Here is a 22,910-nt window from a genome sequence, read left to right as displayed (position 1 = left end):
CGACCGGCCCCCTTCCTGACATCGGACGGAAGCGAGAACCATGATCGAGCGACTCCTCGGGGCGGCCGCCCTGGCGACGGTGGCGATGCTGCCCGCCGTGGCCCCTGCGACCCCCGCGCGGGCCGACCAGGTCTCGCTGACGCTGAACTACCACTGCAACTACCCCCTCATCGGGTCCCAGCCCGTGAAGGTGGACGTCAAGGCCGACATCCCAAAAACGATCAAGGTCGGCGAGCCGACCCCCAGGTTCACGATCTCCTCGGTGTCGCTGGTGAACGCGGCCGCGACGCGCGGGCTCCGCGCGGTCTACGCGGCCAAGATCGAGGGCACCGCGACCGCCTATGCCAGTGTCGTAGCGCCTGGCTACCCGAACGGGCTCAAGGTCCGCGCGTTCCTGCCGATCGCGAGCACGCCGATTCCCGACTCGGGCGAATTCCCGGTCAAGGCGGACGGTTCGACCCCCTCGCTCACCTTCGACGAACCGGGCCACGCGAAGATTGTGGTCGGCGACCTGCTGCTGACGCTCGACCCGAAGCTCGCGGACGGCACCGAGACCGGCCTGCTGACCTTCGAGTCGGAGTGCACGCAGGACCCCGGCCAGAACAACGTCCTCGCCGAGCCCGAGATCGTGCCGGCCGCCGACGCGGACAAGGGCTTCGCCCTCAAGGGCACCACGACCCTGAAGACGACCGGCGCGGTCGCGCCGCTCACCGGATCGTTCAAACCGGCCTTCCAGGACGCCGGAACCTTCACCGGCGAGCTGATGCTCAACCCGGCGACCGCCGCCGTCGCACTCCTCGGCCTCATCCCGGCGTCCGCCGACCTGGCCTTCCAACCGGCCGGGCCCGCGACCGGGACGCTCGCCGCCGACGGCAAGCTCACCGCCGACGCCAAGACGGACATCTCGGTCCCCTCGGTGAAGGTGTTCGGCCTCGAACTCGGCGGCGGGACGGACTGCCACACGAGCGCACCCGCCAACATCGCGCTCACCTCCCCGAACTTCAGCCGGACCGCGGGCGGCGACCTCACCGGTACCTACGCCCTTCCCGCACTCACCGGATGCGGAGCGCTGAACGACCTGATCAGCCCCCTGATCAGCGGGCTGGGCAACACGATCAGCCTCGCTGGCTCCCCGGTGACGCAGCCGACCGTGACCGTCACGCCCCTGAACGGGAGGACGCAGTGACCCGCCCGCACGACGACCTGCTCCGCGCCGGGACGTTCCGGACGATCGTCGCGTCTGCCCTGGCCGTCCTCGCCGCGCTCGCCTTGGTCGTCTTCGCGCCGGGCGCGTTCGCCCACGAAGCCCGGCTCCCGAGCGAAGCGCGCGGCCTCCCGGCCGGAACGGACCCCGGACCGCCCGGCGACGCGTTCTACACCCCGCCGAGCCCGGTTCCCGCGGGCCAGCCCGGCGACGTCATCCGGGCCCGTCCGGCCAAGGCCGGTCCGCCGACCGCGCGGTCGCTCGCCGACGCCTGGCAGGTGATGTACCTGTCGAAGGACACCCACGACCAGTTGATCGCCGAGACCGGCACGATCCTGGTCCCGAAGGGCGCCGACCCGGCGACGATGCCGATCGTCGCGATGGCGCCCGGCACGTCCGGTCCGGCGTTCCGCTGCGCGCCGTCCAAGATGATCGACGGCGGCATCTTCTACGAGCAGGCGATGCTGAACGAGCTGCTCAAGCGCAACTGGGCCGTCGCCGTCCCGGACTACCCGGGCTACCACGCGAACCCGACGACGACCTACATCACCGGACGCGACGAAGGCCATGCCGTCCTCGATGCCGTCCGCGCGGCGCAGCGGCTCCCCGAGGCGAAGCTCAGCAAGGACGCCAAGGTGCTCGTCCACGGGTACTCGCAGGGCGGCGGCGCGGCGATGTGGGCGGGCGAACTGCAGCCGGCCTACGCCCCCGAACTGAACCTCCAGGGCATCACCGCCGGGGGAGTGCCCGGCGACATCGTCTCGGTCGCGCTCGCCCTGGACGGCTCGAAGGCGTTCGGCTTCCTGTTCTACGCCCTGCTCGGACTGCACAACGCCTACCCGGACGTCCAGTTCGACAACGTCCTGAGCGATGCGGGCAAGCAGGCTCGCCAGCAGCTCGAAGGGGACTCCTGCACGTTGGAGTTGCTCCTGAATTTCCAGAGCAAGTCCGTGGACGACTACTTCACCAACAGCCCCCTGGGTGACTCCGCCTGGCTCACGCATGCCAAGGAGAACCGGCTCGGTTCGGCGGCGATCAAGGTGCCGGTCTACCAGTACCACTCGACGACCGACGAGATCGTGGCCTACCCGCAGGCGTCGCGGCTCCGCGACAAGTACTGCGCGCTCGGCGTGAAGCTCACCTGGAAGCCCTGGGACGGCCTGTCCCACATCACCCTCGTCGGACGCGGCAACGCCGACGCGCTCGCCTTCCTGACCGACCGGCTCAACGGCGTGCCCGCGAGCTCGAACTGTCCCACCACCCCACAAGGAGCGTCCTCATGACACGCCAAGCGACACGCCGGCTCCTCGCCACCGCCGCCGCGGCGGCGGTCCTCGCCGCCTCGGCCGCGGGGTGCGGCGGCGGCGGCGACAAGAACTCCAAGGCGACGGCCTGGGCGGCCAAGGTCTGCGACACCGTCGGCCAGAACAAGCTGCCGCTGCCGAACTTCGGGAACGGCAAGAACGCCAAGGTCGTCAAGACCGGCTACCTGAACTTCCTGGACAGCCTGAACCTGCGGCTCCAGCGGGTCGAGCTGGCGCTCAAGGGCGCGGGGCTCCCGCCGGTCGACAACGGCGGCAAGACCTACGACCTGGCGATGAGCAATCTCCGGTCCGCGCAGACCGCCGTCACCGGGGTCCGCACGGACGTCGGCAAGGCCCCGGTGAACAACGTCGTCGGCTTCCAGAAGGCGGTCGCGAAGGCGAGCCCGGCGATGTCCCGGTTCACCACCTACCAGGGCCCCGTCAAGGACCTCCGCACCAACGCGAAGCTGAACTCCGCGTTCGACGACGCCCCCAGCTGCAAGGCCAACAAGCTGTGATCGCCCGGGCGATGGCGTTCCCGGTGAACGCCATGCGGACGATCGGGCAGGTGTTCCAGCTCGGCGCGACGGTGATCGGGCTGCTGTTCCGGACGCGGTTCCAGTTCCGCGAGTTCGTGGACCAGTTCTGGTTCATCGCGAGCGTCACGATCCTGCCGGCGTCGCTGGTGTCGGTGCCGTTCGGCGCGGTGACGTCGCTGCAGGTCGGGTCGCTGATCCAGCAGCTCGGCGCGGAGTCGTTCACCGGCGCGGCGAGCGTGCTGGTGATCATCCAGCAGGCCAGCCCGATGGTGGTGGCGCTGCTGGTGTCCGGGGTGGCCGGGTCGGCGATGTGCGCCGACATGGGATCCCGGACGATCCGCGAGGAGATCGACGCCATGAAGGTGCTCGGCGTCTCCCCGGTCGAGCGGCTGGTCGTGCCGCGCGTGGTCGCCTGCATGGCGGTCGCGTTCCTGCTGAACGGGCTGGTCTCGGTCGTCGGCGTCGCCGCGGGCTACTTCTTCAACGTGTTCCTCCAGGACGGGACGCCGGGCGCGTACATGGCGAGCTTCTCCGCGCTCGCCCAGCTCCCGGACCTGTACGTGGGCGAGTTCAAGGCGCTGATCTTCGGCTTCGTCGCCGGGGTCGTGGCGTCCTACCTCGGCCTGAACCCCGGCAAGGGGCCCAAGGGCGTCGGGGACGCGGTGAACCAGTCGGTGGTCTTCGCGTTCCTGGTGCTGTTCGTCGTCAACATGATCATCACCGCCGTCTACCTCCAGATCATCCCGCCGAAGGGAGGGTGAATGGCGCTCCTCCCGAGCTCCTTCCGCCGCACGCTGGCCAGCCCGGGCCGCCTTTTCGCCTGGCTCGACCAGCCCGGTGACCAGCTCGTCTTCTACCTGAAGGCGCTGCTGTGGACGCCGCGCGCGATCCGCCGCTACCTCAAGGAGGTGCAGCGGCTGCTCGCCGAGGTGGCGTTCGGCAGCGGCGGCCTCGGCGTGGTCGGCGGCACCCTCGGCGTCATGATCGCGATGACCCTGGCCACCGGCGTGGTGGTCGGCATGCAGGGCTACTCGGCGCTGCAGCAGATCGGGTCGGCCGCGTTCACCGGGTTCGCCTCCGCCTACGCCAACACCCGCGAGATCGCGCCGCTGGTCTCCGGCCTGGCGCTGTCGGCGACCGTGGGCGCGGGCTTCACCGCGCAGCTCGGCGCGATGCGGATCAACGAGGAGGTGGACGCGCTGGAGGTGATGGGCATCCCCAGCCTCCCGTACCTCGTCACGACCCGGATCGTCGCGGGCACGGTCGCGATCATCCCGCTGTACGGGATCGGGCTGGTGTCGTCGTACGTCTCGGCGCGCCTGGTCACGGTGCTGTTCAACGGGCAGTCGGCGGGCACCTACGACCACTACTTCGGGCTGTTCCTGTCACCGATCGACGTGCTGCTGTCGTTCCTCAAGGTGTTCGTGTTCAGCGTGATGGTGATCCTGTCGCACTGCTACTACGGGTTCCGCGCGCGCGGCGGCCCGGCGGGGGTGGGGCAGGCGGTCGGCAAGGCCGTCCGCACGTCGATCCTGCTCATCGGCCTGACCGACTTCTTCATGAGCCTGGCCGTCTGGGGGACGACGACCACGGTGAAGGTGGCGGGATGATACGCCGAGGCGGGCAGCGGCGAAGGCCCAGCGAGAACGCCGAGGTCGTGAAGCGGCGCCTGGCGGGAGTGGTGTTCCTGCTCGTCCCGGCGCTGCTGGTGGCGCTGTCGGTCGCGGTCTACGACAAGAAGTTCACGACCGTCGCGACCGTGACGCTGCACACCGCCAGCACCGGGAACGGCCTGCACCCGTACGCGGACGTGAAGCTGCGCGGGGTGCCGATCGGCGAGGTCCGGAAGATCCACGCGACCGGGGCGGGGGCGACGCTGACGCTGGCGATCCAGCCGGACAAGCTGCACCTGGTGCCCGCGGACGTCACCGCGCAGATGATGCCGACGACGCTGTTCGGGCAGCGGTTCGTGGCGCTGATCCCGCCCGCGTCGCCGGGGCCGCGCCGGCTCCGCGCCGGGGACGTGATCAGCCAGGACCGCTCGTCCAACGCGATCGAGCTGCAGCAGGTCATGGACAAGATGCTGCCGCTGCTCACCGCCGTCCGGCCCGCCGACCTGTCGGTCACGCTCAGCGCGATCTCGCAGGCCCTCAGCGGGCGCGGGACGCAGATCGGCCAGACGATGGTCGAGCTGGACGCCTACCTGAAGAAGATGAACCCGACCGTGCCGACGCTCAGCAGGGACATCACCGAGCTGGCGAAGGTCACGCAGAACTACACCGAGGCCGTCCCGGACATCCTCCAGGCGATGGACGACGCGACCTACACCAGCCGCACGCTCGTCGACCAGCAGGCCGGGCTGAGCACGGTGTACTCGTCGGTGACGTCGGCGTCCCAGGACATGTACGACTTCCTGAAGGAGAACTCGGCCAACATCATCCGGCTGAGCGTGGACAGCAAGCCGAGCCTCCAGGTGATGGCGAAGTACTCGCCCGAGTTCCCCTGCATGCTGCGGATGCTGAACGACTTCATCCCGCTCATGGACCAGGCCGTCGGCAAGGGCACCAAGACGCCGGGCCTGCGGGTGGACGTCACGACCGTCCAGTCGAAGGGCTGGTACAAGCCGGGCAAGGACGCGCCGCGCTTCACCGCCAAGGACGGCCCGAACTGCTACCCCGTCCCGTACAAGGGCGCGACGGCGCGGACCGCGTCGGTGCGCCGCGGCGGGCTCGGGCTGCCGAACTCGCCGGAGGAGAACGAGCTGGTCAACGAGCTCGTCGCGCCCGGCCTGGACGAGGTGCCGGGCAACCTGCCGGACTGGAGCAGCGTGCTGCTCGGCCCGGTCTACCGAGGACGGCAGGTGACCGTGCGATGAAGTCGCGCAGCATGATGAAGCCGCTGGTCAAGTCGCTGCTGTTCACGGCCTTCACCGGCCTGGCGACCGCGGTCCTGGCGGTGAGCATCGCGCAGACGCAGGTCGGCGCGACCGACTCCTACAAGGCCCGGTTCAGCGACGCGTCCGGGCTGCGGTCGGGCGACAGCGTCCGGGTCGCGGGCGTCCAGATCGGACGGGTGAACCACGTTTCGGTCACCGACCGGCGCGTGGCGCTGGTGACGTTCTCCGTCGAGCACGGGCGCAGCGTCCCGCTCACCGCGACCGCGACGATCAAGTACCTGAACCTGGTCGGCCAGCGGTACGTCGAGCTGGACCGGGGCGCCGGCGGGACGGGCGAGCTGAAGCCCGGCTCGACGATCCCGCTGGACCGCACCCGGCCCGCGCTCGACCTGACCCAGCTGTTCAACGGGTTCCGGCCGCTGATGCAGGCGCTGTCGCCGGGCGATGTGAACAAGCTCGCCGACTCGCTGGTCAAGGTGTTCCAGGGCGAGGGCCCGACGATGGAGACGCTGCTCACCACGGTCGGGTCGCTCACCAAGACGATCGCGAACCGCGACCAGGTGATCGGCGAGGTCGTCACGAACCTGAACGCCGTCCTGTCCGACCTGAACGGACGGTCCGGACGCCTGGTCGACCTGGTCACCACGCTGCGCAAGCTCGTCTCCGGCCTGGCGTCGGACCGGCAGGCGATCGGGGACGCGGTCAGCGCCCTGGACGACCTGACCAACAGCACGGCGGGCCTGCTGGGCGAGGGCCGGCAGCCGCTGCGCGCGGACATCGACAAGCTCGGGGCGCTGTCGAAGAACCTGGCCGACAACTCCGGCACCGTCGAGAGGTTCCTCCGGATGCTGCCCACCAAGACGGCGACCCTCACGCGCCTCGGCTCGTACGGGTCCTGGATGAACCTGTACATGTGCGAGGCGAGGCTCTCGGGCGTCTCCTACAAGCAGTACGACGACTCGCACCGGCCGCCGCCGACCGGGATCCCGCTGACCGAGGCGAGGTGCCGCGGATGAGCCGCCACAAGCCGCTGTTCAAGCCCGTCCGGGACCGGAACCCGATCCTGGTGTACCTGGTCGGCATGACGCTGTTCGTGATCGTCTGCGCGGCCGCGTTCCAGGCCCAGAACCTGCCGGTCATCGGCGGCGGGACGACCTACACGGCCGACTTCAGCGAGGCCGCGGGGCTGCGTCCCGACAACGAGGTGCGGGTCGCGGGGGTGAAGGTCGGCACGGTGCAGAGCGTGAAGCTGCACCTGGGCAAGGTGCGGGTCTCCTTCCGCGTCCGGCACACCTGGGTCGGCGACGCCAGCACCGCCGCGATCGCGATCAAGACGGTGCTGGGCGACAAGTACCTGGCCCTGGACCCGCTGGGGAGCCGTCCGCAGCGGCCGTCCGCCGTGATCGGCTCGGACCGGACGATGGCGCCGTACGACGTCACCGAGGCGTTCGACGACCTCAGCGGGTCGCTCCAGCAGCTCGACTCGGCGAAGCTGGCGCAGAGCCTGCAGAGCCTGTCGGGGACGTTCCAGAACACGCCGCCCGCGATCCGCACGGCGCTGACCGGCGTCACGGCCTTCTCCAAGACCGTCTCGAAGCGGGACGCGCAGCTGCGCGAGCTGCTCCAGTCGGCGAACAGGTTCTCCGGCACGATGGCCGGCCAGACCCAGCAGATCCAGACCCTGCTGCGCGACGGCAACCTGCTGCTCGGTGAGCTCAGCCGCCGCCGCGACGCGGTGCACGGCCTGCTCGTCGGGACGCAGAACCTGTCGGAGCAGCTGTCCGGGCTGGTCGACGACAACCAGGCGCAGCTCGCCCCGGCGCTGCGCTCCCTGGAGAAGGTCACCACGCTGCTGGAGCGCAACAAGGCCGACCTCGACCGGGCGCTCGCGCTCGCCGGCCCCTACACCCGGCTGCTCGGCAACGCGCTCGGCAACGGCCGCTGGATGGACGGGTACCTGTGCGGGGTCGTCCCCAAGAACTACCTGCCGCCCGGCACGCCCCCGGCGAAGGGCTGCATGCCGCCCAAGCAAGGAGGCAGCTGATGGCCGCCACGCGCGTGAACCGCGTGCTGTTCGCGGGGGCGTCGGCGCTGGTCGCCGTCGCGCTCGCCGCCGGGCTGAGCATGGTGCCGCTCGGCACCCCCGGCTACGACGTGACCGCCTACTTCCCGCAGGCGGTCGGCGTCTACTCCGGGTCGGACGTCCGCGTCCTCGGCGTCAAGGTCGGGACGATCAAGTCGGTGCGGCCCGAGCCGTCCCGGGTGAAGGTCGTCCTGCGGGTGAACAGGGATGTGGACGTCCCGGCCGACGCGGGCGCGGTGGTCATCGCGCCGAGCGTGGTCGCCGACCGGTACGTCCAGCTCGCGCCCGCCTACACCGGCGGGACGAAGATGCGGTCCGGCGGGGTGATCCCGCAGGACCGCACCCGCGTGCCGATCGAGATCGACACGCTGTACCAGACGGTCGGGAAGCTCGCCAACGACCTCGGCCCCAACGGGCTGAACAAGAACGGCGTGCTCGGGCAGGCGCTGCACACCGGCGCGGCGAACCTCGCCGGGAACGGCCAGTCGATGGGAACGACCGTCCAGGAGCTGGGCAAGGCCGCCCGCACGCTGAACGGCACGCAGCGCGACCTGTTCTCCACGGTCGACAACCTGCAGAAGTTCACCGGGATGCTCCGCACCAACGACGACCAGGTGCGGCAGGCCGAGCAGAGCCTCGCCGACGTCACCGGCTACCTCGCCGCCGACCGCAACACCCTCGCTGCGGCGCTGCACCAGCTCGCCGACGCGCTCACCAAGGTCCGGACGTTCATCAAGGACAACCGCGACCTGATCCGCACCGACGTCGGCAAGCTCGCCACCATCACGCAGCTGCTGGTGGACCAGCGCAAGTCCCTCGGCGAGGCGCTGGACGCGCAGGCGCTCAACGTCGGGAACGTCCTCAACGCCTACGACCCGAAGACCGGGACGCTGATGGGACGCGGCGACCTCAACGAGCTCAGTACACCGCCCGTGCCGCTGGCACCGACGGACGGAGGCGGCCAATGATCGTCCGCGTGGTGGCCGGGATCCTCGCCGCCGGGACGCTGTCGGGCTGCGCGTCCGGCGGCGTGACCAGCCTGCCGCTGCCCGGCGGCGCCGACGTCGGCTCGCACCCCTTCACCATCAAGGCCCGGTTCTCCAATGTGCTGAACCTGGTCCCGCAGTCGGCGGTGAAGGTCAACGACGTCGCCGTCGGCCGCGTCACCAAGGTGTCCCTGCCGAAGAACGGCTGGACCGCCGAGGTGACGCTGGTCGTCAACGGCGACGTGAACCTGCCCGCCAACAGCTACGCCCAGCTCAAGCAGTCGAGCCTGCTGGGGGAGAAGTACATCGCGCTCGCCCCGCCGCCGCAGGGGTCGGCCACCGGCCGCCTCGGCAACGGCGCCACGATCCCCGAGGACCGGACGAACCGGAACCCGGAGGTCGAGGAGGTCTTCGGCGCGCTGTCGATGCTGCTGAACGGCGGCGGCCTGAACCAGCTGCACACCATCACGACCGAGCTGAACAAGGCGCTCAACGGCAACGAGCCGCAGGTCAAGGACCTGCTCGGCCAGGTCGCGCACCTCAGCTCCACGCTCAACGCCAACCGCAACGGCATCACCGACGCGCTGGACGGCCTGAACCGGCTGTCGGCGACCGTGAACGGCCGCCGCGACCAGCTCAACCGGGCGATCGATGACCTGACGCCCGGCCTGAAGGTGCTGGAGCAGCAGCGCGGCGCGCTGGTCGACATGCTCCGGGCCCTCGACCGGCTGTCCGGGGTCGCGGTGAACACGGTGCAGCGCAGCCGCGCCGACCTGGTCGCCGACCTCAAGGCCCTGGAGCCGACGCTGCGCCGCCTCGCCCAGTCCGGTGACGACCTGCCGAACGCGCTGCAGGTGCTGCTGACCTATCCGTTCACCGACTCGGTGATGCCCGCGGTCAAGGGCGACTACCTCAACACCTACCTGAGGGTGACCGCGGTGGACGGCACCACGGTCGTCCCGCCGGTCGGGGGGAAGTAATGATCACACTCGCCACCCGGGTCAAAGTCATCGGCTTCTGCGTGATCGCGGTGGTCACGCTGGCGTTCGTCGGCGTGAAGTACGCCGCGCTCGGCGGCTACGTCGGCTACCGCGACTACTACACCGTCAACGTGGAGCTCGCCCAGGCGGGCGGCCTGGCCCGCTACGCCGACGTCACCTACCACGGCGTCTCGGTCGGACGCGTCGGACCGATCCGGCTCACCGACGACGGCGTGGTCGCCGAGCTGCGCATCAAGAAGAACGCCCCGCGCATCCCCGCCGACCTGACCGCCAACGTCGCGAACCGGTCGGCGGTCGGTGAGGAGTACATCGACCTGCGCCCGACCCGCGGCGGCGGCCCGTACCTGGCGAACGGCTCGCACATCGCGCGCGCCGCGACCTCGACTCCTGCGCCGGTCACGGACCTGCTGCAGAGCCTGACCAACTTCGCCGGATCGGTCCCGCTGGACGACATGCGCACGGTCGTGCAGGAGCTCGGCCTCGCCTTCAACGGGCAGAGCCAGAACCTCCAGGCGCTGCTCGACCAGGGCCGCGCGTTCACCCGCGCCGCCGACGAGCACGTCCAGCCGACCAAGGACCTGATCACCGACAGCGAGACCGTCCTCGGCACGCAGAACCAGGAGGCGGACGCGCTGAAGTCGTTCGGCCGCAACGCCAGGCTCCTCGCCCGGCAGCTGCGCGACTCCGACGGCGACTTCCGCCGCGTCGTCGCCGCCGCGCCGGGCGCCAGCGAGCAGTTCGCCGGCCTGGTCCGCGATGTGGACCCTCAGCTCAGCGTGCTGATCGCGAACCTGCTCACCACCTCGGACCTGCTGGTCACCCGGGTGGGCGGCATGGAGGAGCTGCTCGTCAAGGCGCCGCGCGCGGTCGCCGCGGGCAACTCGGTCATCAAGGACGGACGGCTCCAGTTCGGCATGGTCACCACGTTCTTCCAGCCGCTGCCCTGCACCCGCGGCTACGAGGGCACCCGCTACCGCAACGGCCTGGACACCTCGTCCGGGCCTCCGCTCAACACCGCCGCGCGCTGCGCGCTGCCCGCCTCGTCCGGGGTGGACGTGCGCGGCCCGGGCAACGCGCCGGACGGCGGCGTCCCGACTCCCGCCCGGCCCGGCTCGGTGCTGAGCGGCGCGGTCGACCCGACGCTGCCCGGCGCGCTCGGCCTGCCCAACCTGCCGTCCGGCGCGCCCACCGGGATGGCCGGACTCCTCGGCGTCCAAGGAGGCCGCTGATGCGCTGGACCGCCCGCGTCCTGCTCGCCCTCGCCCTGGTGTTCCTCGGCTGGTCCGGCTGGTCGCTCTACCAGGCCTACCGGTCGCCGCTCGGCGACCTCGGCAAGGACCGCGACACCGTCCTCAAGGTCGGGTCCGCGCAGGTCGCGGCCCTGAACAGCATGGACTGGACGCGTCCCGACGACGGCCTCAAGCGCTGGCAGGACGCCTCCACCGGCCCGCTGCGCGACCAGCTCCAGCGCGAGGCCCCGGCCGACAAGCAGAAGATCGTCCAGGGCCGGATGGCCGCCGACGCGACCGTCGACGCGGCCGCCGTCACCTCGCTGGACGCCCGCTCGGGCACCGCCCGGCTGGTCGCCGCCGTCCGGATCACGCTCACCCCGTCCGCCGGCGGCGCCCCGACCGTCCAGCGCAAGCGCTACGAGGCGGGCCTCGCCCGGACCCCGGCCGGCTGGCGGCTCCAGTCGCTCACCGTGATCCCGGTCAGCGCCCGCTAGGAAGGAGCCCCGTGACCTCCATCGTCGACATCGACGAAGAAACCACCGAGGAGCCCGCCACGAGGCCCCGCCGCCCCTACGCGACGCTCGCCGCCGCACTGGTGCTCGCCCTCGCCGGCTGCGGCCTGTTCGCGCTGCACGACACCGCGCGCGGCGGGCCCGTCTCGTCCAACCGCGCCCTGCTCGACACCGACGCGACCACCAAGGCCATCGGGGACGTCAGCGACGCCCTGGCCCGCGTGTTCACCTACGGCCCCGACGACACCGCGAACGCCGAACGCGCCGCCGCCGACACCCTGACCGGACGCGCCGCCGCCGACTACAAGCGCCTGTTCTCGGTGGTGAAGCAGCAGGCCCCGCAGCAGCGCCTCGCGTTGCGCACCCGCGTCGTCCGGGCCGGGCTGGTCAGCCTCACCGGCCATACCGCGCACCTGGTGGTCTTCCTCGACCAGACCGCCACCCGGGCCGGCCAGCCTGCGGGCACCCCCGCCCCCGCGCAGCTCGCGGTCACCGCCGAACTGCACGACGGCCAGTGGCGCATCAGCGTCCTCAAGTCCCTCTGACCCTCCGGAGCCCGCCATGCCCGCCGAAACCACCTCAAAATCCCCACCGGACGAGAAGCCCGACACCGAGCAGTCCCCGGAACCAGAGACCGCCGAGGAGTCCGAGAAGCCTGCCGCGAAGAAGGCGGGCGACGAGAAGAGCGCTCCGAAGCCCTCCGCAAGCCGGGACGTGCTGCGCCCTGTTTCGGCGGCGTTGTGCGCGATCGCCGCGATCGCCTTCGCCTGGGCTTCGTGGACCTGGTACGCCGCCGCGCACGACGACGCCCGGCACTACTCCGTGCTGCGCGACCGGGTGCTGAACACGGCCGAGCAGGAGATCCAGAACCTGAACACCCTCGATTACCGGCAGGTGGACCGGTCGCTCAAGGCGTGGCAGGACTCGGCGACCTCCGACCTCTACAACGACATCGCCCAGGGCAAGACGCAGTTCACCCAGCAGGTGCAGCAGGCGCAGACGGTGACGACCGGCAAGGTCCTGGAGGGCGCGGTCACCGAGCTGGACGAGCACGCGGGCCGCGCGCGCGTCATCGTCGCCATCCAGATCACCGTGACGCCGCCCAAGGGCGACCCGGTGGTCAAGCGCAGCCGCCTCATCGGCGAACTCACCCGCACGCCCGGCGGCTGGAAGATCAGCGCGCTCGGCCAGGCCCCCGTCGGAAGCTGAGGTCGCCATGCGCATCCCCCGACTCCCCGCCCTGCTCGCCGCCGCGACGATCGTCCTCGGCTCCGGCGCCGCCTGGGCGCACGCCGAGACCGGCAAGCTGAACAGCACCCCCGCCGCCCGCAACGCCGCCCTCGCCAACGGCGCCCGGACCGCCGAGGTCAAGGGCCAGATCAGCGAGGCCGCGAACACCCTGTTCTCCTACAACGCCGCCGCCCCCACCAAGACCGACCAGGCCGCCAAGACCCTCCTCACCGGCCAGGCCGTCAAGCAGTACGACACGATGCTCGCGGGCATCCGCCGTGACGGCCCGTCCCAGAAGCTCGTCCTCACCACCACCGTCACCGACGCCGCCGTCCGCACCCTCCAGGACGACCGCGCCCGCCTCCTGCTCTTCCTCGACCAGCGCAGCGCCAGCGGCACCACAGGCAAAACCACCGACGTAGGCGCCGTCCTCGCAGTAGACGCCGTCCGCCGAAACGCCCACTGGCAAATATCCGCCCTAGACCCCCTAGGCGGCTCCTGACGCCCGCCGGTCCACGACCGGCGGCCCACAACCCTCGCCCGGCGGAAGCGCGCCTTCCGCCGGGCGTCGGCGTGCCAACGCCCTACCGCAGCGCCACCCCCTGCCTAGCGGTTTTGCTTAAACGGGGGGTGGGGGTGGGGGGTTGATTGTGGTTCTCCTGGGGGCTGGTTGCGACGATCGTAGCGATCAGTGACAGGAGGAGCACATGGTGTCGCGTCTCAATCCGTACCTGTCGTTCGACGGGCAGGCACGTCAGGCGATGGAGCTTTACCACAGGGTTTTCGGCGGGGATCTGGACGTTCGGGCGTTCGGGGATTTCGGGCAGAACGACCCCGCGCTGAAGGACCGGGTCATGCACGCCATGCTCGTGACCGACTCGGGGTTCACGCTGATGGCGTCGGACGTGGCGCCCGGCATGCCCGCTCGTAGCGCGGGCAACGTGACCTGCTCGCTCAGCGGGGAAGACGGCGCTGAGCTGCGGCGATACTGGGACGGGCTGAGCGAGGGCGGGACCGTCCAGATGCCCCTGGAGAAGCAGGTGTGGGGCGACGAGTTCGGGATGTGCACCGACCGCTACGGGATCGAGTGGATGGTCAATATCAACGCGGGCTGAGGCCCTGTGACGCGTGGGCCTCGCGTGCCGGGTGGTGCGCGAGGGCTGCGCGCTGATGCACCTATGACCGGTAAAGCGTGCAACATTTTGCACGCAGGTCTTGCTCTGCTGATCGGTTGCGCCTTACCGTTCACGCACGCGAACCCCCGGAAAGGTGCATCTCATGCGCAAGACCAAGGCGTCGGCAGGGCTGGTCTCCCTGGCCCTCGTCGGCGGCCTCGCCCTCGCGGCGTGCGGCGGCTCTGGCGACGGCGGCGGGAAGGGCGGTGAGTTCACCTACTGGTCGATGTGGCGGCAGGAGGAACCGCAGGCCAAGGTGATCAAGGCCGCCGTGGACCGGTACGAGAAGGAGTCCGGCGCCAAGGTCAAGATCGTCTGGCAGGGCCGGGACGTCCGCAAGAAGATCGGTCCCGCGATCGCCGCCAACCAGGCCCCCGACCTGTGGGACAACGGCGCGGACGTGATCTTCTCCAACACGGTGAAGAACGGCCAGGCCGCGGACCTGTCCTCGGTGTACGACGCGCAGGTGCCGGGCGAGGGCAAGAAGGTCTCGGACGTCATCACCGCCAAGTACACCGACACCCTCCCCGCCGGGCCGGACGGCGGCAAGAAGTGGATCGTCCCCTACGAGCTGGTCTCGGCGAACCTCTACTACGACGGCGCGGACCCGGCGCTGGCCGGCGCGTCCAAGATCGCCACCCTGGACGACCTGGTCAAGCTGTGCGACACGCTCAAGGCCAAGGGCAAGGCGTGCTTCACCACCGAGGGCGACGACGGCTGGTCCAGCTCGCTGTGGCTGGACTACCTGCTGGCGCGCGAGGGCGGCAGCCTCGGCAAGATCTCCACCGACAAGTCCGGCGCGGGCTGGGACTCGCCGGCGGTGCTCGCCGCCGCGCGGAACGTGGAGAAGCTGGTCAAGGGCGGCTACTTCCTCAAGGGGTACGACGCGTCCAAGCTGCCCGCGCAGGAGACCAACTGGGCGCAGGGCAAGGCCGCGTTCTTCCTGAACGGCTCCTGGGTCGACAGCGAGACCGCCACCCAGCGCGCGGCCAAGTTCAAGTTCTCGGCGATCAACTTCCCGGCCGCCAAGGCGGGCGGCCCGGCCGAGGCGAACGCGATCATGTTCGGGTTCTCGGTGCCCAAGCGCGCCAAGCACGCGGACGCGGCGAAGAAGTTCATCGCCGACTTCCTCAAGAAGGACAACCTGTCCGGCATCGCCACCGAGGCGAAGAACATCACCCCGCGCGACGACATCCCGGCCCCGGCCGAGCTGGCCGACGTCCAGAAGATCCTGCAGAGCAACCCGTCCCGGGCGATGCAGGACAACATGGACGGCGACTACGGCGACAAGGTGCTGTACCCGGCCTGGCTCGACCTGCTGCACGGCAAGTCCACGCCCGAGCAGTTCGTCGCGGCCGTGAAGAAGGCCCACGAGACCTACGTGAAGGCCACCGGCTGATGACCGCCACCGTTCCCGCCCCCGCCCGGACCCGTGGGTCCCGGGCGGGGGCGTCCCGCCGTTCCGGGACGGGACGCGACCCGCTGGAGCGCCAGCAGCGCCGGCTGTTCTGGCCGTTCGCCGCGCCGGCGCTGCTGTTCTACACCGTCCTGTTCCTCGTCCCGATCGCGTACTCGGCCTACATCAGCCTGTACAAGTGGGACGGGATGGGGGAGAAGACCTGGAAGGGCTTCGGCAACTACCAGACCCTCATCGACGATCCGACCTTCCACACCTCGCTGGAGAACACGCTGACGATCCTGGTCGTCGGCGGCCTGGTCACGTTCGCGATCGCGTTCGCGCTGACGCTGGCGCTGCGCGAGATGTGGGGGCGGATGTTCGCCCGCTCCGCGCTGTTCTTCCCCTGCCTGGTGAACGCGATGGTGTTCGGCGCGTCCGCCGGGTTCATCTTCCACCCGTCCGGGCCGGTGAACACCGCGCTGCGCTGGGCCGGCGTGGACGACCCGCCGAAGTGGCTGTCCACCGACAACTCGTTCAGCATGATCACCGCGATCGTGATCTGGTCGGCGACCGGCTACTACACCACGATCATCATGGCCGCCGTGGACCAGATCCCGCCCTACCTGTACGAGGCGGCCGAGCTGGAGGGCGCGTCCGCGTGGGGCAAGTTCCGGCACATCACGCTGCCGCTGTCGTGGGACGTGGTGTCGGTCTGCGCCGTCCTCTGGACGGTCTCGTCGGTGAAGATCTTCGAGATCGTGCTGCTGTTCGGCACCGCCAACACCAACCCGTCGGTCAAGTCCTGGACGACGGCGATGTACGTGTACCAGTCGGCGTTCCCGCAGAGCGCGGTGCCCAAGCTCGGCCTGGCGGCCGCGGCCGCGATCGTCAGCCTGCTCATGGTCGCCGTCTTCACCCTCGCGCTGCGCCGTCTGATGCGCCGCGACCCGATCCAGTTCTAGGGGCGACCGTGCATCTCGGAACAACCGTGCAGATCCTCATCCAGTTCTAGGGAGCCCCCCGTGCAGATCCTCCCGCGGCGGCCCGCGCCGCTGAAGATCGTCGGCCGCGGCCTGGTCTGGCTCCTGGTCGCGGTCACGCTGCTGCTGCTGGCCTGGGTGTTCCTGACCGCGCTGCGCGACACCAGGGATATCTTCCAGCACCCGTTCGGCCTGCCGACCTCGCCGCGCTGGCACAACTTCGCGAAGGCGTGGAACCAGGGCGGCTTCTCCAAGGCCGCGCTGTCCAGCGTTTACGTCGCGACGGTGGCGTCCGTGCTGGCGATCGTGCTGTCCGCGCCGTGCGCGTACGCGCTGGTCCGCCGCCGCAACCGCATGTCGAACGCGCTGACCCTGGTGTTCGCCATGGGCCTCGGCGTGCCCGGCCAGGTGCTGGTCGTGCCGCTGTTCGTCGGCCTGGCCAAGGTCCAGCTCACCAACAGCTACACCGGCCTGATCCTCGTCTACACCGCGCTCGCGCTGCCGTTCACCGTGTTCCTGCTGACCGGCTTCTTCGCCAGCGTGCCGCGCGTCCTGGAGGAGGCCGCCGCGATCGACGGCGCGTCCGGCGTGCGGACGTTCGTCCAGGTCGTCCTGCCCGTCGTGCGCGGCGGGCTGATCACCGCGTTCCTGCTCCAGTTCATCGCCAACTGGAACGAGACGCTGTTCGCGGTCGTGCTCATGCAGGGCGACAAGGGGACGCTGCCGGTCGCGCTGATCGGTTTCGTCCAGTCGCAGCAGTTCAGCGGCATGGACTGGGGCGCGCTGTTCGCCGGGATGACGATCATCCTCGCGCCGCTGGTCGCGCTGTTCTCCTGGCTCGGCACGCGCATCATCCAAGGCATGACCGTCGGAATCGGAAAGTGACAGGGCATCGGAAAGTGATGGGGCATCGGGAAGTGATGGAGCTTCGTCAAGAGACCCTGAGCGTCCCCGCCGCCCTGCCGGGTGCGGGGACGCTCCCCTCGGTGCACCGGCCCGTCCCGGTATCGGCGCCGCCGTCCGAGATCGCCGAGGCGGATCCGGAGATGGCCGCGCAGCTGGTCTACGGGAAGCCGCCGACGATGCTCCCCTACACCCGGCAGGACGGCTACGACCGGCGGCGGACCGTCCAGAGGATCCCGTCGGTGGTCCTGGAGAGCGACGTGCTGACCGCGACGTTCCTGCCCGGCCTCGGCGGACGGCTCTGGTCGCTCGTGCACAGGCCGTCCGGACGCGAGCTGCTGCACCGCAACCCCGTCGTCCAGCCCGCGAACCTGGCGCTGCGCGATGCGTGGCTCGCCGGGGGAGTGGAGTGGAACCTCGGCACGACCGGGCACTGGCCGCTGACCTGCGAGCCGCTGCACGCCGTCCGGGTGACCGCGCAGGACGGCACGCCGGTGCTGCGCATGTACGAGTTCGAGCGGCAGCGCAGGCTGACGCTGTGCATCGACGCGTGGCTGCCCGCCGGATCGCCCGTCCTGTACGTGCGGGTCCGGGTCCGGAACGCGTGCGAGGAGGAGACGCCGCTCTACTGGTGGTCGAACATCGCCGTCCCGGAGGCGCCGGACGTGCGCGTCCTCGCGCCCGCAGACGCGGCCTACTACTTCGGGTACGAAGGCTCGCTGCGCCGCGTCGGCTTCCCCGAACTGGACGGCGTCGACCGCAGCTACACCACGCGCGTGAAGGGCTCGGCCGACTACTTCTTCGACATCCCGGACGGACGCCGTCCGTGGGTCGCCGCGCTGGACGGCGAGGGGCGGGGGCTCGTCCAGGCGTCCACGGCCAGACTGCGCGGCCGCAAACTGTTCCACTGGGGGACGGGCACAGGCGGCGAGCGCTGGCAGGAGTGGCTGAGCGGCCCCGACGCGCGCTACCTGGAGATCCAGGCCGGGCTCGCCCGCACGCAGCTGGAACACGTGCCGATGCCCGGCCGGACGACCTGGGAGTGGACCGAGGCGTACGGCCTGCTGGAGGCCGACCCCGAACGCGTCCACGGCCCGTGGGAGCAGGCCCGGACGGCCGCCGCCGAGGCCCTCGAACGCCTCGTCACCACCGCCGACCTGCAGCGAGCAGCCCAGACCAGCGTTGGTCCACCCGAGCGGACGCTTTCGCACGGTTCGGGATGGCTCGCGCTGGAGGTCGCCGCGCGCGCCGAGCTGCCCGACTCCGGCCTGCCGCCCGGTGAGATCGGCGACGAGCAGCGGCCCTGGCTGGAGCTGCTCAGCAGTGGAACGCTCCCGGCGAGCGAGCCGCCCGCCGCCCCGATCGTCGGCCAGGCGTGGCGCGACCTGCTGGAGAAGCACGCCGAGGACTGGCACGCGCTGTACCACCTCGGGCTCGTCCGGCTCGCCGACGGCGAACCCGAGGCTGCGCGGACGGCCTGGCAGCGCTCCCTGGAACTCCGCCGCACCCCCTGGACGCTGAGGGCCCTAGCCCAGCTGGACGGCAACCCCGACCTGCTGATCGAAGCGCACCGCCTGCTGCCCGAATCGCGCCCGTTCGCCGTGGAAGCACTGACGCTGCTCCTCGAAGCCGACCGTCCAGCCGACGCGCTCGCCCTAGTGGACGGCCTGACCGGGCCGCTCCGCGCGTTGGGCCGCATCCGGTTGCTGGAGGCCAGGGCAGCGGTCGCGACCGGGGACCTGCCTCGTGCGCGCGCGATCCTGGACGCCGGCCTGGAGGTGGACAACCTCAAGGAAGGCGAGGTCTCGCTAGACGCGCTATGGGAAGCCGTCTACCCAGACCGTCCAGTACCCACCGAGTACGACTTCCGCATGTTCTCCGCATAGCCAACCGCAAAGGCGGCGGCCCCAAAAGGGACCGCCGCCTTTGGCGTGTCAGCAGCCGGTGGAGAGCTGGTGGGCGCCCACGTCGGGGGTGCAGGTGGGTGGGACGCGGTTGCCGAAGTAGTCGCGGCCGCCGTTGTTGGCGATCGTTAGGCCGGCGCGCTGCGCGGGCGAGCCGGGGCGGATTCGGTAGTCGGCGGGGCGCGTGCCGCCCGGGGCGGTGAGCCGTGCATCGCCGGTGATTGTTCCGGTTGCTCCGGACGGCGTCGCAACGCCGTTCAGCAGGTTGTTCTGGACGCGGTAACCACCCGACAGCAGCTTGAACACCGCCGTCCCGGACCCCTGCTTCACGACGATGTTGTTGGCGAAGGTGACGTTCCGGAGGTTGGTGTTGTTCTCGTTGACCACGTTCTGCGAGACGCCGTCACCGATGTAGAAGGTGTTGTTGTAGATGGCGGCGCTGTCGATCGTCCCGCCGCAGTTCTCGACGCCGCGGAAGCGGTCGTTGACGCTCACGTTGTAGCGGACGACCGCGTTCCTCACCGCGCCGTCGGCGTTGCAGAGCAGCAGGAAGCCGCCCTCGTTGTCGTGGCTGTAGTTGTACTGGAAGACCGTCCCGTAGGCGTCCTGGTCGACGTCGAAGGCCATGCCGTCGCGGGTGGTGTGCCCGCCGGAGACCTCGTTGTGCTGCAGGACGACGTCGTCGGAGTTGTGCGTCCAGAGCCCGGCGCTGTAGCCGGCCGACCGCTTCTGGAAGCCGTCCACGCGGTTGCGCTCGACGACCGCGCCCTTGACGTTGCCGACCACGATGCCGTCGCCGCCGATGTCGGAGACGCGGTTGCCGCTGACCGCGACGCGCGTCCACGGGTGGTAGGCGCCCTTCGCGCCGCCGCCCCAGCCGGACCGGTTCCAGGTGGAGAACAGGAAGATCCCGGACCGGTCGGCGTGCGCGACGCGGTTGCCGGTGATCCGCAGGTCGTCGAAGACGGTCGGCGTCGCCGTGCCCTCGACCCAGACGGTGATCCCGGCCGAGCCGCCGACGTCCTTGCTGTCGTCGCCGCTCACGTCGTGGACGTCCAGCCCGGACAGGACGATGTGCCGGAGCGTCCCCGCGTCGCCGCCGCTCACCCGGACGCCGCGCCGCTTGCCGGGCGTCGCGGCGGTGTTGGTGGCTTCGAGGTTCCGGACCTCCCAGTACTGCTGGTTGTGCAGGACGATCGCGTCCGGCGCGCCCGCTCCGCCGATGACCGGACGACCCGGACCGCGCCCGTAGGCGTCCGCCCGGATCGGCGCGCCCTGGCGACCTGAACCGTGCGGGGCGAACGTTCCGGTGCAGGTCGCGCCGCGCTTGAACAGGATCCGGTCACCCGGTCCGAAGGTGTGAGCGTTGACGGACGCGAGCGTGTTCCAGGGCGAGCGCGCGGTGCCGCGCCCATCGGACGCGGCGGAGCAGTCCACGTAATGGGCGGCGCCGCTGAGGGCGGAGGCGGGGGCGGCGGTCAGGGCCGTCGTGCCGAGGGCGGCGACGCCGAAGGTCAGGAGGAGGCGGGTGCGCATGCGGTCTCCGGGGCGCTGTGGGGTTGGATGATCGCAGCGTAGAGATGCTCGAAACTGTGCGCAATACCTCATTTTCGTTCAGCAGTGCTCATCGAGAGAGATCATCTGATCGGTTTCGCTCGAAAGTGGTACGTTAGTGAGCGATAGGAGGTGAGCCGTGACCGACGCGACGCAGCCGCGCTTCGCCGCCGAGCGCCACGAGCGGCTGCTCCGGCTGCTCCGCGAGCGTGGCGCGATGCCGCTGCAGGCGCTCGCCGAGGAGCTGTCCGCGTCCGAGGCCACCGTCCGCCGCGACCTGCGCACCCTGGAGGAGCGCCGCCTGCTCACCCGCAGCCGGGGCGGCGCCGCGCCCGTCGGCGGCCTCGCGCACGAGCCCACCCAGCAGGACAAGGCCGCCGTCGCCGTCGCCGAGAAGGCCGCCATCGCCGAGGCCGCCGCCGAGCTCGTCGGCCCGGACGACGCGGTCGTCATCGGCCCCGGCACCACCACACGGCAGCTCGCGCTGCGACTGGCGGCCGTGCCCGGCCTCACCGTCATCACCAACTCGCTCGCCGTCGCCGAGGCGCTCGCAGACTCGCGCACCGCGCAGGTCGTGCTCACCGGCGGCACGCTGCGCGGGCCGATCCGCGCGCTGGTCGGCGCCGAGACCGAGGCGTTCCTCGGGACGGTCCGGGTCCGGCACGCGTTCCTGTCCGGGAACGGGCTGACCGCCGCGCGCGGCCTGTCCACCCCGCACCTGGCCGTCGCCGCCGCCGACCGGGCGATAGCGGCGTGCGCCGAGCGGCCCGTCGTGCTCGCCGACCACACCAAGGTCGGCGCGGACGCGCTGTTCCAGACCGTCCCGCCTGGACGCATCGCGCACCTGTTCACCGACGCGGCCGCGCCCGCCGCCGAGCTCGCCGCGCTCGCCGACGCGGGCGCGACCGTCCACCGCACCGGACCCTCGTGAGGAAGCACCCCATGGCCGACAGCGCCCGCACCTCGGTGAAGCTCGCCGACGGCCGCGAGCTGATCTACTTCGACGACGTGCCGGGCCTGGACCGCACCGCGCCCGACCGGCGCGAGCTGCCGCCGTCCGAGCCGCGTCCCGAGGTGCGGTTCGACCCGCTGACCGGCGAGCACGTCGTGATCGCCGCGCACCGGCAGACCCGCACGTTCCTGCCGAAGGCCGACGCCGCCGCGCGCGCCGCCTGCCCGCTCTGCCCCGGCCACCCCGACAGCGAGGTCCCGGCGGACGGCTACCACGTCGCGATCTTCGAGAACCGGTTCCCGTCCCTCGGCGGACCGGCCGGCGGGCGCTGCGAGGTCGTCTGCTTCACCGACGACCACGACGCGACCTTCGCGGACCTCCCGCCCGAGCGGCTCGCGACCGTCGCCCGCGCCTTCACCGACCGCACCCGCGAGCTGGGCGCCCGCCCGGACGTCGCGGAGGTGTTCATCTTCGAGAACCGCGGCGCGGAGATCGGCGCGACGCTCTCCCACCCGCACGGCCAGATCTACGCCTTCCCGTACCTGACACCGCGCACCGAGCGGATCCTCGCGCAGGACGGCTGCGTCCTCTGCGACATCGTCGCGCGCGAGGCGACCGGCGAGCGGGTCGTCGCCGAGACCGCGAACTTCGTCGCGTTCGTCCCGCACGCCGCGCGCTGGCCGTACCAGGTCCAGATCGTCCCGCGCGTGCACGTCCCGGACCTGGTCGCGCTCGGCGAGCCCGAGGCGGACGAGCTGATGGGCCTGTACGCCGACGTCCTCGGACGGTTCGGGCGCCTCTACGACCAGGCCGTCCCGTACATGGCGGGCTGGCACCAGGCGCCGCCGTCGGCCCGCGACCGCTCCCACCTGTGGGCCGAGGTCTACACCCCGCAGCGGACGGCCGACAAGCTCAAGTACCTCGCCTCGGTCGAGACCGGAACCGGCGCCTTCCTCAACGACGTCCGCCCCGAGGACGCCGCCGCCCGCCTCCGCGCCCTCTGACGCCACGCCCCTGAGAGACGGGTCCGCCCCCGCCGGAGACCGGCGGGGGCGG

General features: G+C 71.0%; 23 protein-coding genes. 22 read left to right on the top strand and 1 reads right to left on the bottom strand.

What is annotated here, in order from left to right; all coding sequences use genetic code 11:
* The first annotated feature begins 40 nt into the window (after nucleotides 1-40).
* From FHU30_RS22040 to FHU30_RS21945, 20 genes are all read left to right on the top strand, one after another.
* Complete coding sequence (locus FHU30_RS22040; protein ID WP_253878435.1) at nucleotides 41-1,186, top strand: DUF6801 domain-containing protein; 1,146 nt, start codon at nucleotides 41-43, stop codon at nucleotides 1,184-1,186.
* Entirely contained in the window at nucleotides 1,183-2,487 is a 1,305-nt protein-coding gene (locus tag FHU30_RS22035; RefSeq protein WP_253878434.1) for a lipase family protein, read from the top strand. Before FHU30_RS22040 ends, FHU30_RS22035 begins: the two co-directional genes overlap by 4 nt.
* Nucleotides 2,484-3,026, top strand: coding sequence for a hypothetical protein (locus FHU30_RS22030; protein WP_253878433.1), 543 nt, complete (start codon nucleotides 2,484-2,486; stop codon nucleotides 3,024-3,026). The genes FHU30_RS22035 and FHU30_RS22030 overlap by 4 nt, the downstream gene beginning before the upstream one ends.
* Before the next feature lie 11 nt (nucleotides 3,027-3,037).
* Nucleotides 3,038-3,808: an MlaE family ABC transporter permease gene (locus FHU30_RS22025; RefSeq protein WP_253878432.1), complete on the top strand. Its 771-nt coding sequence runs from the start codon at nucleotides 3,038-3,040 to the stop codon at nucleotides 3,806-3,808.
* Nucleotides 3,809-4,657, top strand: a complete 849-nt coding sequence (locus FHU30_RS22020; protein ID WP_253878431.1) for an MlaE family ABC transporter permease — start codon at nucleotides 3,809-3,811, stop codon at nucleotides 4,655-4,657.
* Complete coding sequence (locus tag FHU30_RS22015) at nucleotides 4,654-5,922, top strand: MCE family protein (RefSeq protein ID WP_253878430.1); 1,269 nt, start codon at nucleotides 4,654-4,656, stop codon at nucleotides 5,920-5,922. Before FHU30_RS22020 ends, FHU30_RS22015 begins: the two co-directional genes overlap by 4 nt.
* Nucleotides 5,919-6,959, top strand: coding sequence for an MCE family protein (locus tag FHU30_RS22010; protein ID WP_253878429.1), 1,041 nt, complete (start codon nucleotides 5,919-5,921; stop codon nucleotides 6,957-6,959). Before FHU30_RS22015 ends, FHU30_RS22010 begins: the two co-directional genes overlap by 4 nt.
* Nucleotides 6,956-7,987, top strand: coding sequence for an MCE family protein (locus FHU30_RS22005; protein ID WP_253878428.1), 1,032 nt, complete (start codon nucleotides 6,956-6,958; stop codon nucleotides 7,985-7,987). The genes FHU30_RS22010 and FHU30_RS22005 overlap by 4 nt, the downstream gene beginning before the upstream one ends.
* The gene (locus tag FHU30_RS22000) at nucleotides 7,987-8,994 is read left to right on the top strand and encodes an MCE family protein (RefSeq protein WP_253878427.1); all 1,008 of its coding nucleotides are present in this window, start codon (nucleotides 7,987-7,989) and stop codon (nucleotides 8,992-8,994) included. Before FHU30_RS22005 ends, FHU30_RS22000 begins: the two co-directional genes overlap by 1 nt.
* Nucleotides 8,991-9,992, top strand: coding sequence for an MCE family protein (locus FHU30_RS21995; RefSeq protein ID WP_253878426.1), 1,002 nt, complete (start codon nucleotides 8,991-8,993; stop codon nucleotides 9,990-9,992). The genes FHU30_RS22000 and FHU30_RS21995 overlap by 4 nt, the downstream gene beginning before the upstream one ends.
* Nucleotides 9,992-11,242 carry an MlaD family protein gene (locus tag FHU30_RS21990; protein ID WP_253878425.1) on the top strand — a complete coding sequence of 417 codons (1,251 nt, stop codon included), beginning with the start codon at nucleotides 9,992-9,994 and terminating at the stop codon, nucleotides 11,240-11,242. The genes FHU30_RS21995 and FHU30_RS21990 overlap by 1 nt, the downstream gene beginning before the upstream one ends.
* The gene (locus FHU30_RS21985) at nucleotides 11,242-11,739 is read left to right on the top strand and encodes an Rv1363c family protein (RefSeq protein ID WP_253878424.1); all 498 of its coding nucleotides are present in this window, start codon (nucleotides 11,242-11,244) and stop codon (nucleotides 11,737-11,739) included. The genes FHU30_RS21990 and FHU30_RS21985 overlap by 1 nt, the downstream gene beginning before the upstream one ends.
* A gap of 11 nt (nucleotides 11,740-11,750) precedes the next feature.
* On the top strand, nucleotides 11,751-12,302 hold the full coding sequence (locus tag FHU30_RS21980) for a hypothetical protein (protein ID WP_253878423.1): 552 nt from the start codon (nucleotides 11,751-11,753) through the stop codon (nucleotides 12,300-12,302).
* A 16-nt stretch (nucleotides 12,303-12,318) separates the two neighbouring features.
* Complete coding sequence (locus FHU30_RS21975) at nucleotides 12,319-12,966, top strand: Rv1363c family protein (protein WP_253878422.1); 648 nt, start codon at nucleotides 12,319-12,321, stop codon at nucleotides 12,964-12,966.
* A 7-nt stretch (nucleotides 12,967-12,973) separates the two neighbouring features.
* Nucleotides 12,974-13,489 carry a hypothetical protein gene (locus FHU30_RS21970; RefSeq protein WP_253878421.1) on the top strand — a complete coding sequence of 172 codons (516 nt, stop codon included), beginning with the start codon at nucleotides 12,974-12,976 and terminating at the stop codon, nucleotides 13,487-13,489.
* 205 nt (nucleotides 13,490-13,694) lie between these two features.
* Nucleotides 13,695-14,102, top strand: a complete 408-nt coding sequence (locus FHU30_RS21965; protein WP_253878420.1) for a VOC family protein — start codon at nucleotides 13,695-13,697, stop codon at nucleotides 14,100-14,102.
* A 163-nt stretch (nucleotides 14,103-14,265) separates the two neighbouring features.
* Nucleotides 14,266-15,561 (top strand): ABC transporter substrate-binding protein, encoded by a 1,296-nt coding sequence (locus tag FHU30_RS21960; protein ID WP_253878419.1) that lies wholly within the window; start codon nucleotides 14,266-14,268, stop codon nucleotides 15,559-15,561.
* A complete protein-coding gene (locus FHU30_RS21955; RefSeq protein ID WP_253878418.1) occupies nucleotides 15,561-16,523 on the top strand; it encodes a carbohydrate ABC transporter permease in 963 nt (320 codons plus the stop codon). The genes FHU30_RS21960 and FHU30_RS21955 overlap by 1 nt, the downstream gene beginning before the upstream one ends.
* A 60-nt stretch (nucleotides 16,524-16,583) precedes the next feature.
* Nucleotides 16,584-17,426: a carbohydrate ABC transporter permease gene (locus FHU30_RS21950; protein WP_253878417.1), complete on the top strand. Its 843-nt coding sequence runs from the start codon at nucleotides 16,584-16,586 to the stop codon at nucleotides 17,424-17,426.
* A 35-nt stretch (nucleotides 17,427-17,461) separates the two neighbouring features.
* The gene (locus FHU30_RS21945; protein ID WP_253878416.1) at nucleotides 17,462-19,330 is read left to right on the top strand and encodes a DUF5107 domain-containing protein; all 1,869 of its coding nucleotides are present in this window, start codon (nucleotides 17,462-17,464) and stop codon (nucleotides 19,328-19,330) included.
* A 48-nt stretch (nucleotides 19,331-19,378) separates the two neighbouring features.
* On the opposite strand, the gene FHU30_RS21940 is transcribed toward FHU30_RS21945, so the two are convergent.
* Nucleotides 19,379-20,884: a right-handed parallel beta-helix repeat-containing protein gene (locus FHU30_RS21940; RefSeq protein ID WP_253878415.1), complete on the bottom strand. Its 1,506-nt coding sequence runs from the start codon at nucleotides 20,882-20,884 to the stop codon at nucleotides 19,379-19,381.
* Nucleotides 20,885-21,041: 157 nt separating this feature from the next.
* On the opposite strand from FHU30_RS21940, the gene FHU30_RS21935 reads away from it, so the two are divergent.
* Together FHU30_RS21935 and galT are read left to right on the top strand one after the other, a co-directional pair.
* On the top strand, nucleotides 21,042-21,833 hold the full coding sequence (locus tag FHU30_RS21935; RefSeq protein WP_253878414.1) for a DeoR/GlpR family DNA-binding transcription regulator: 792 nt from the start codon (nucleotides 21,042-21,044) through the stop codon (nucleotides 21,831-21,833).
* 11 nt (nucleotides 21,834-21,844) lie between these two features.
* Nucleotides 21,845-22,858 carry a galactose-1-phosphate uridylyltransferase gene (galT, locus tag FHU30_RS21930; RefSeq protein ID WP_253878413.1) on the top strand — a complete coding sequence of 338 codons (1,014 nt, stop codon included), beginning with the start codon at nucleotides 21,845-21,847 and terminating at the stop codon, nucleotides 22,856-22,858.
* Nucleotides 22,859-22,910 lie beyond the last annotated feature (52 nt).

Source organism: Actinomadura rupiterrae (assembly GCF_024172125.1).
GTDB lineage: Bacteria > Actinomycetota > Actinomycetes > Streptosporangiales > Streptosporangiaceae > Spirillospora > Spirillospora rupiterrae.
Note: the sequence above shows the minus strand (reverse complement) of the source record. Positions and strands in the feature narration are given on the sequence as shown.

Coding starts and splice junctions, on each gene's coding strand:
- FHU30_RS22040 (WP_253878435.1), top strand. CDS start 41: ATGATCGAGCGACTCCTCGGGGCGGCCGCCCTGGCGACGGTGGCGATG.
- FHU30_RS22030 (WP_253878433.1), top strand. CDS start 2,484: ATGACACGCCAAGCGACACGCCGGCTCCTCGCCACCGCCGCCGCGGCG.
- FHU30_RS22025 (WP_253878432.1), top strand. CDS start 3,038: ATGGCGTTCCCGGTGAACGCCATGCGGACGATCGGGCAGGTGTTCCAG.
- FHU30_RS22020 (WP_253878431.1), top strand. CDS start 3,809: ATGGCGCTCCTCCCGAGCTCCTTCCGCCGCACGCTGGCCAGCCCGGGC.
- FHU30_RS22015 (WP_253878430.1), top strand. CDS start 4,654: ATGATACGCCGAGGCGGGCAGCGGCGAAGGCCCAGCGAGAACGCCGAG.
- FHU30_RS22010 (WP_253878429.1), top strand. CDS start 5,919: ATGAAGTCGCGCAGCATGATGAAGCCGCTGGTCAAGTCGCTGCTGTTC.
- FHU30_RS22005 (WP_253878428.1), top strand. CDS start 6,956: ATGAGCCGCCACAAGCCGCTGTTCAAGCCCGTCCGGGACCGGAACCCG.
- FHU30_RS22000 (WP_253878427.1), top strand. CDS start 7,987: ATGGCCGCCACGCGCGTGAACCGCGTGCTGTTCGCGGGGGCGTCGGCG.
- FHU30_RS21995 (WP_253878426.1), top strand. CDS start 8,991: ATGATCGTCCGCGTGGTGGCCGGGATCCTCGCCGCCGGGACGCTGTCG.
- FHU30_RS21990 (WP_253878425.1), top strand. CDS start 9,992: ATGATCACACTCGCCACCCGGGTCAAAGTCATCGGCTTCTGCGTGATC.
- FHU30_RS21985 (WP_253878424.1), top strand. CDS start 11,242: ATGCGCTGGACCGCCCGCGTCCTGCTCGCCCTCGCCCTGGTGTTCCTC.
- FHU30_RS21975 (WP_253878422.1), top strand. CDS start 12,319: ATGCCCGCCGAAACCACCTCAAAATCCCCACCGGACGAGAAGCCCGAC.
- FHU30_RS21970 (WP_253878421.1), top strand. CDS start 12,974: ATGCGCATCCCCCGACTCCCCGCCCTGCTCGCCGCCGCGACGATCGTC.
- FHU30_RS21965 (WP_253878420.1), top strand. CDS start 13,695: ATGGTGTCGCGTCTCAATCCGTACCTGTCGTTCGACGGGCAGGCACGT.
- FHU30_RS21960 (WP_253878419.1), top strand. CDS start 14,266: ATGCGCAAGACCAAGGCGTCGGCAGGGCTGGTCTCCCTGGCCCTCGTC.
- FHU30_RS21955 (WP_253878418.1), top strand. CDS start 15,561: ATGACCGCCACCGTTCCCGCCCCCGCCCGGACCCGTGGGTCCCGGGCG.
- FHU30_RS21945 (WP_253878416.1), top strand. CDS start 17,462: ATGGAGCTTCGTCAAGAGACCCTGAGCGTCCCCGCCGCCCTGCCGGGT.
- FHU30_RS21940 (WP_253878415.1), bottom strand. CDS start 20,884: ATGCGCACCCGCCTCCTCCTGACCTTCGGCGTCGCCGCCCTCGGCACG.
- galT (WP_253878413.1), top strand. CDS start 21,845: ATGGCCGACAGCGCCCGCACCTCGGTGAAGCTCGCCGACGGCCGCGAG.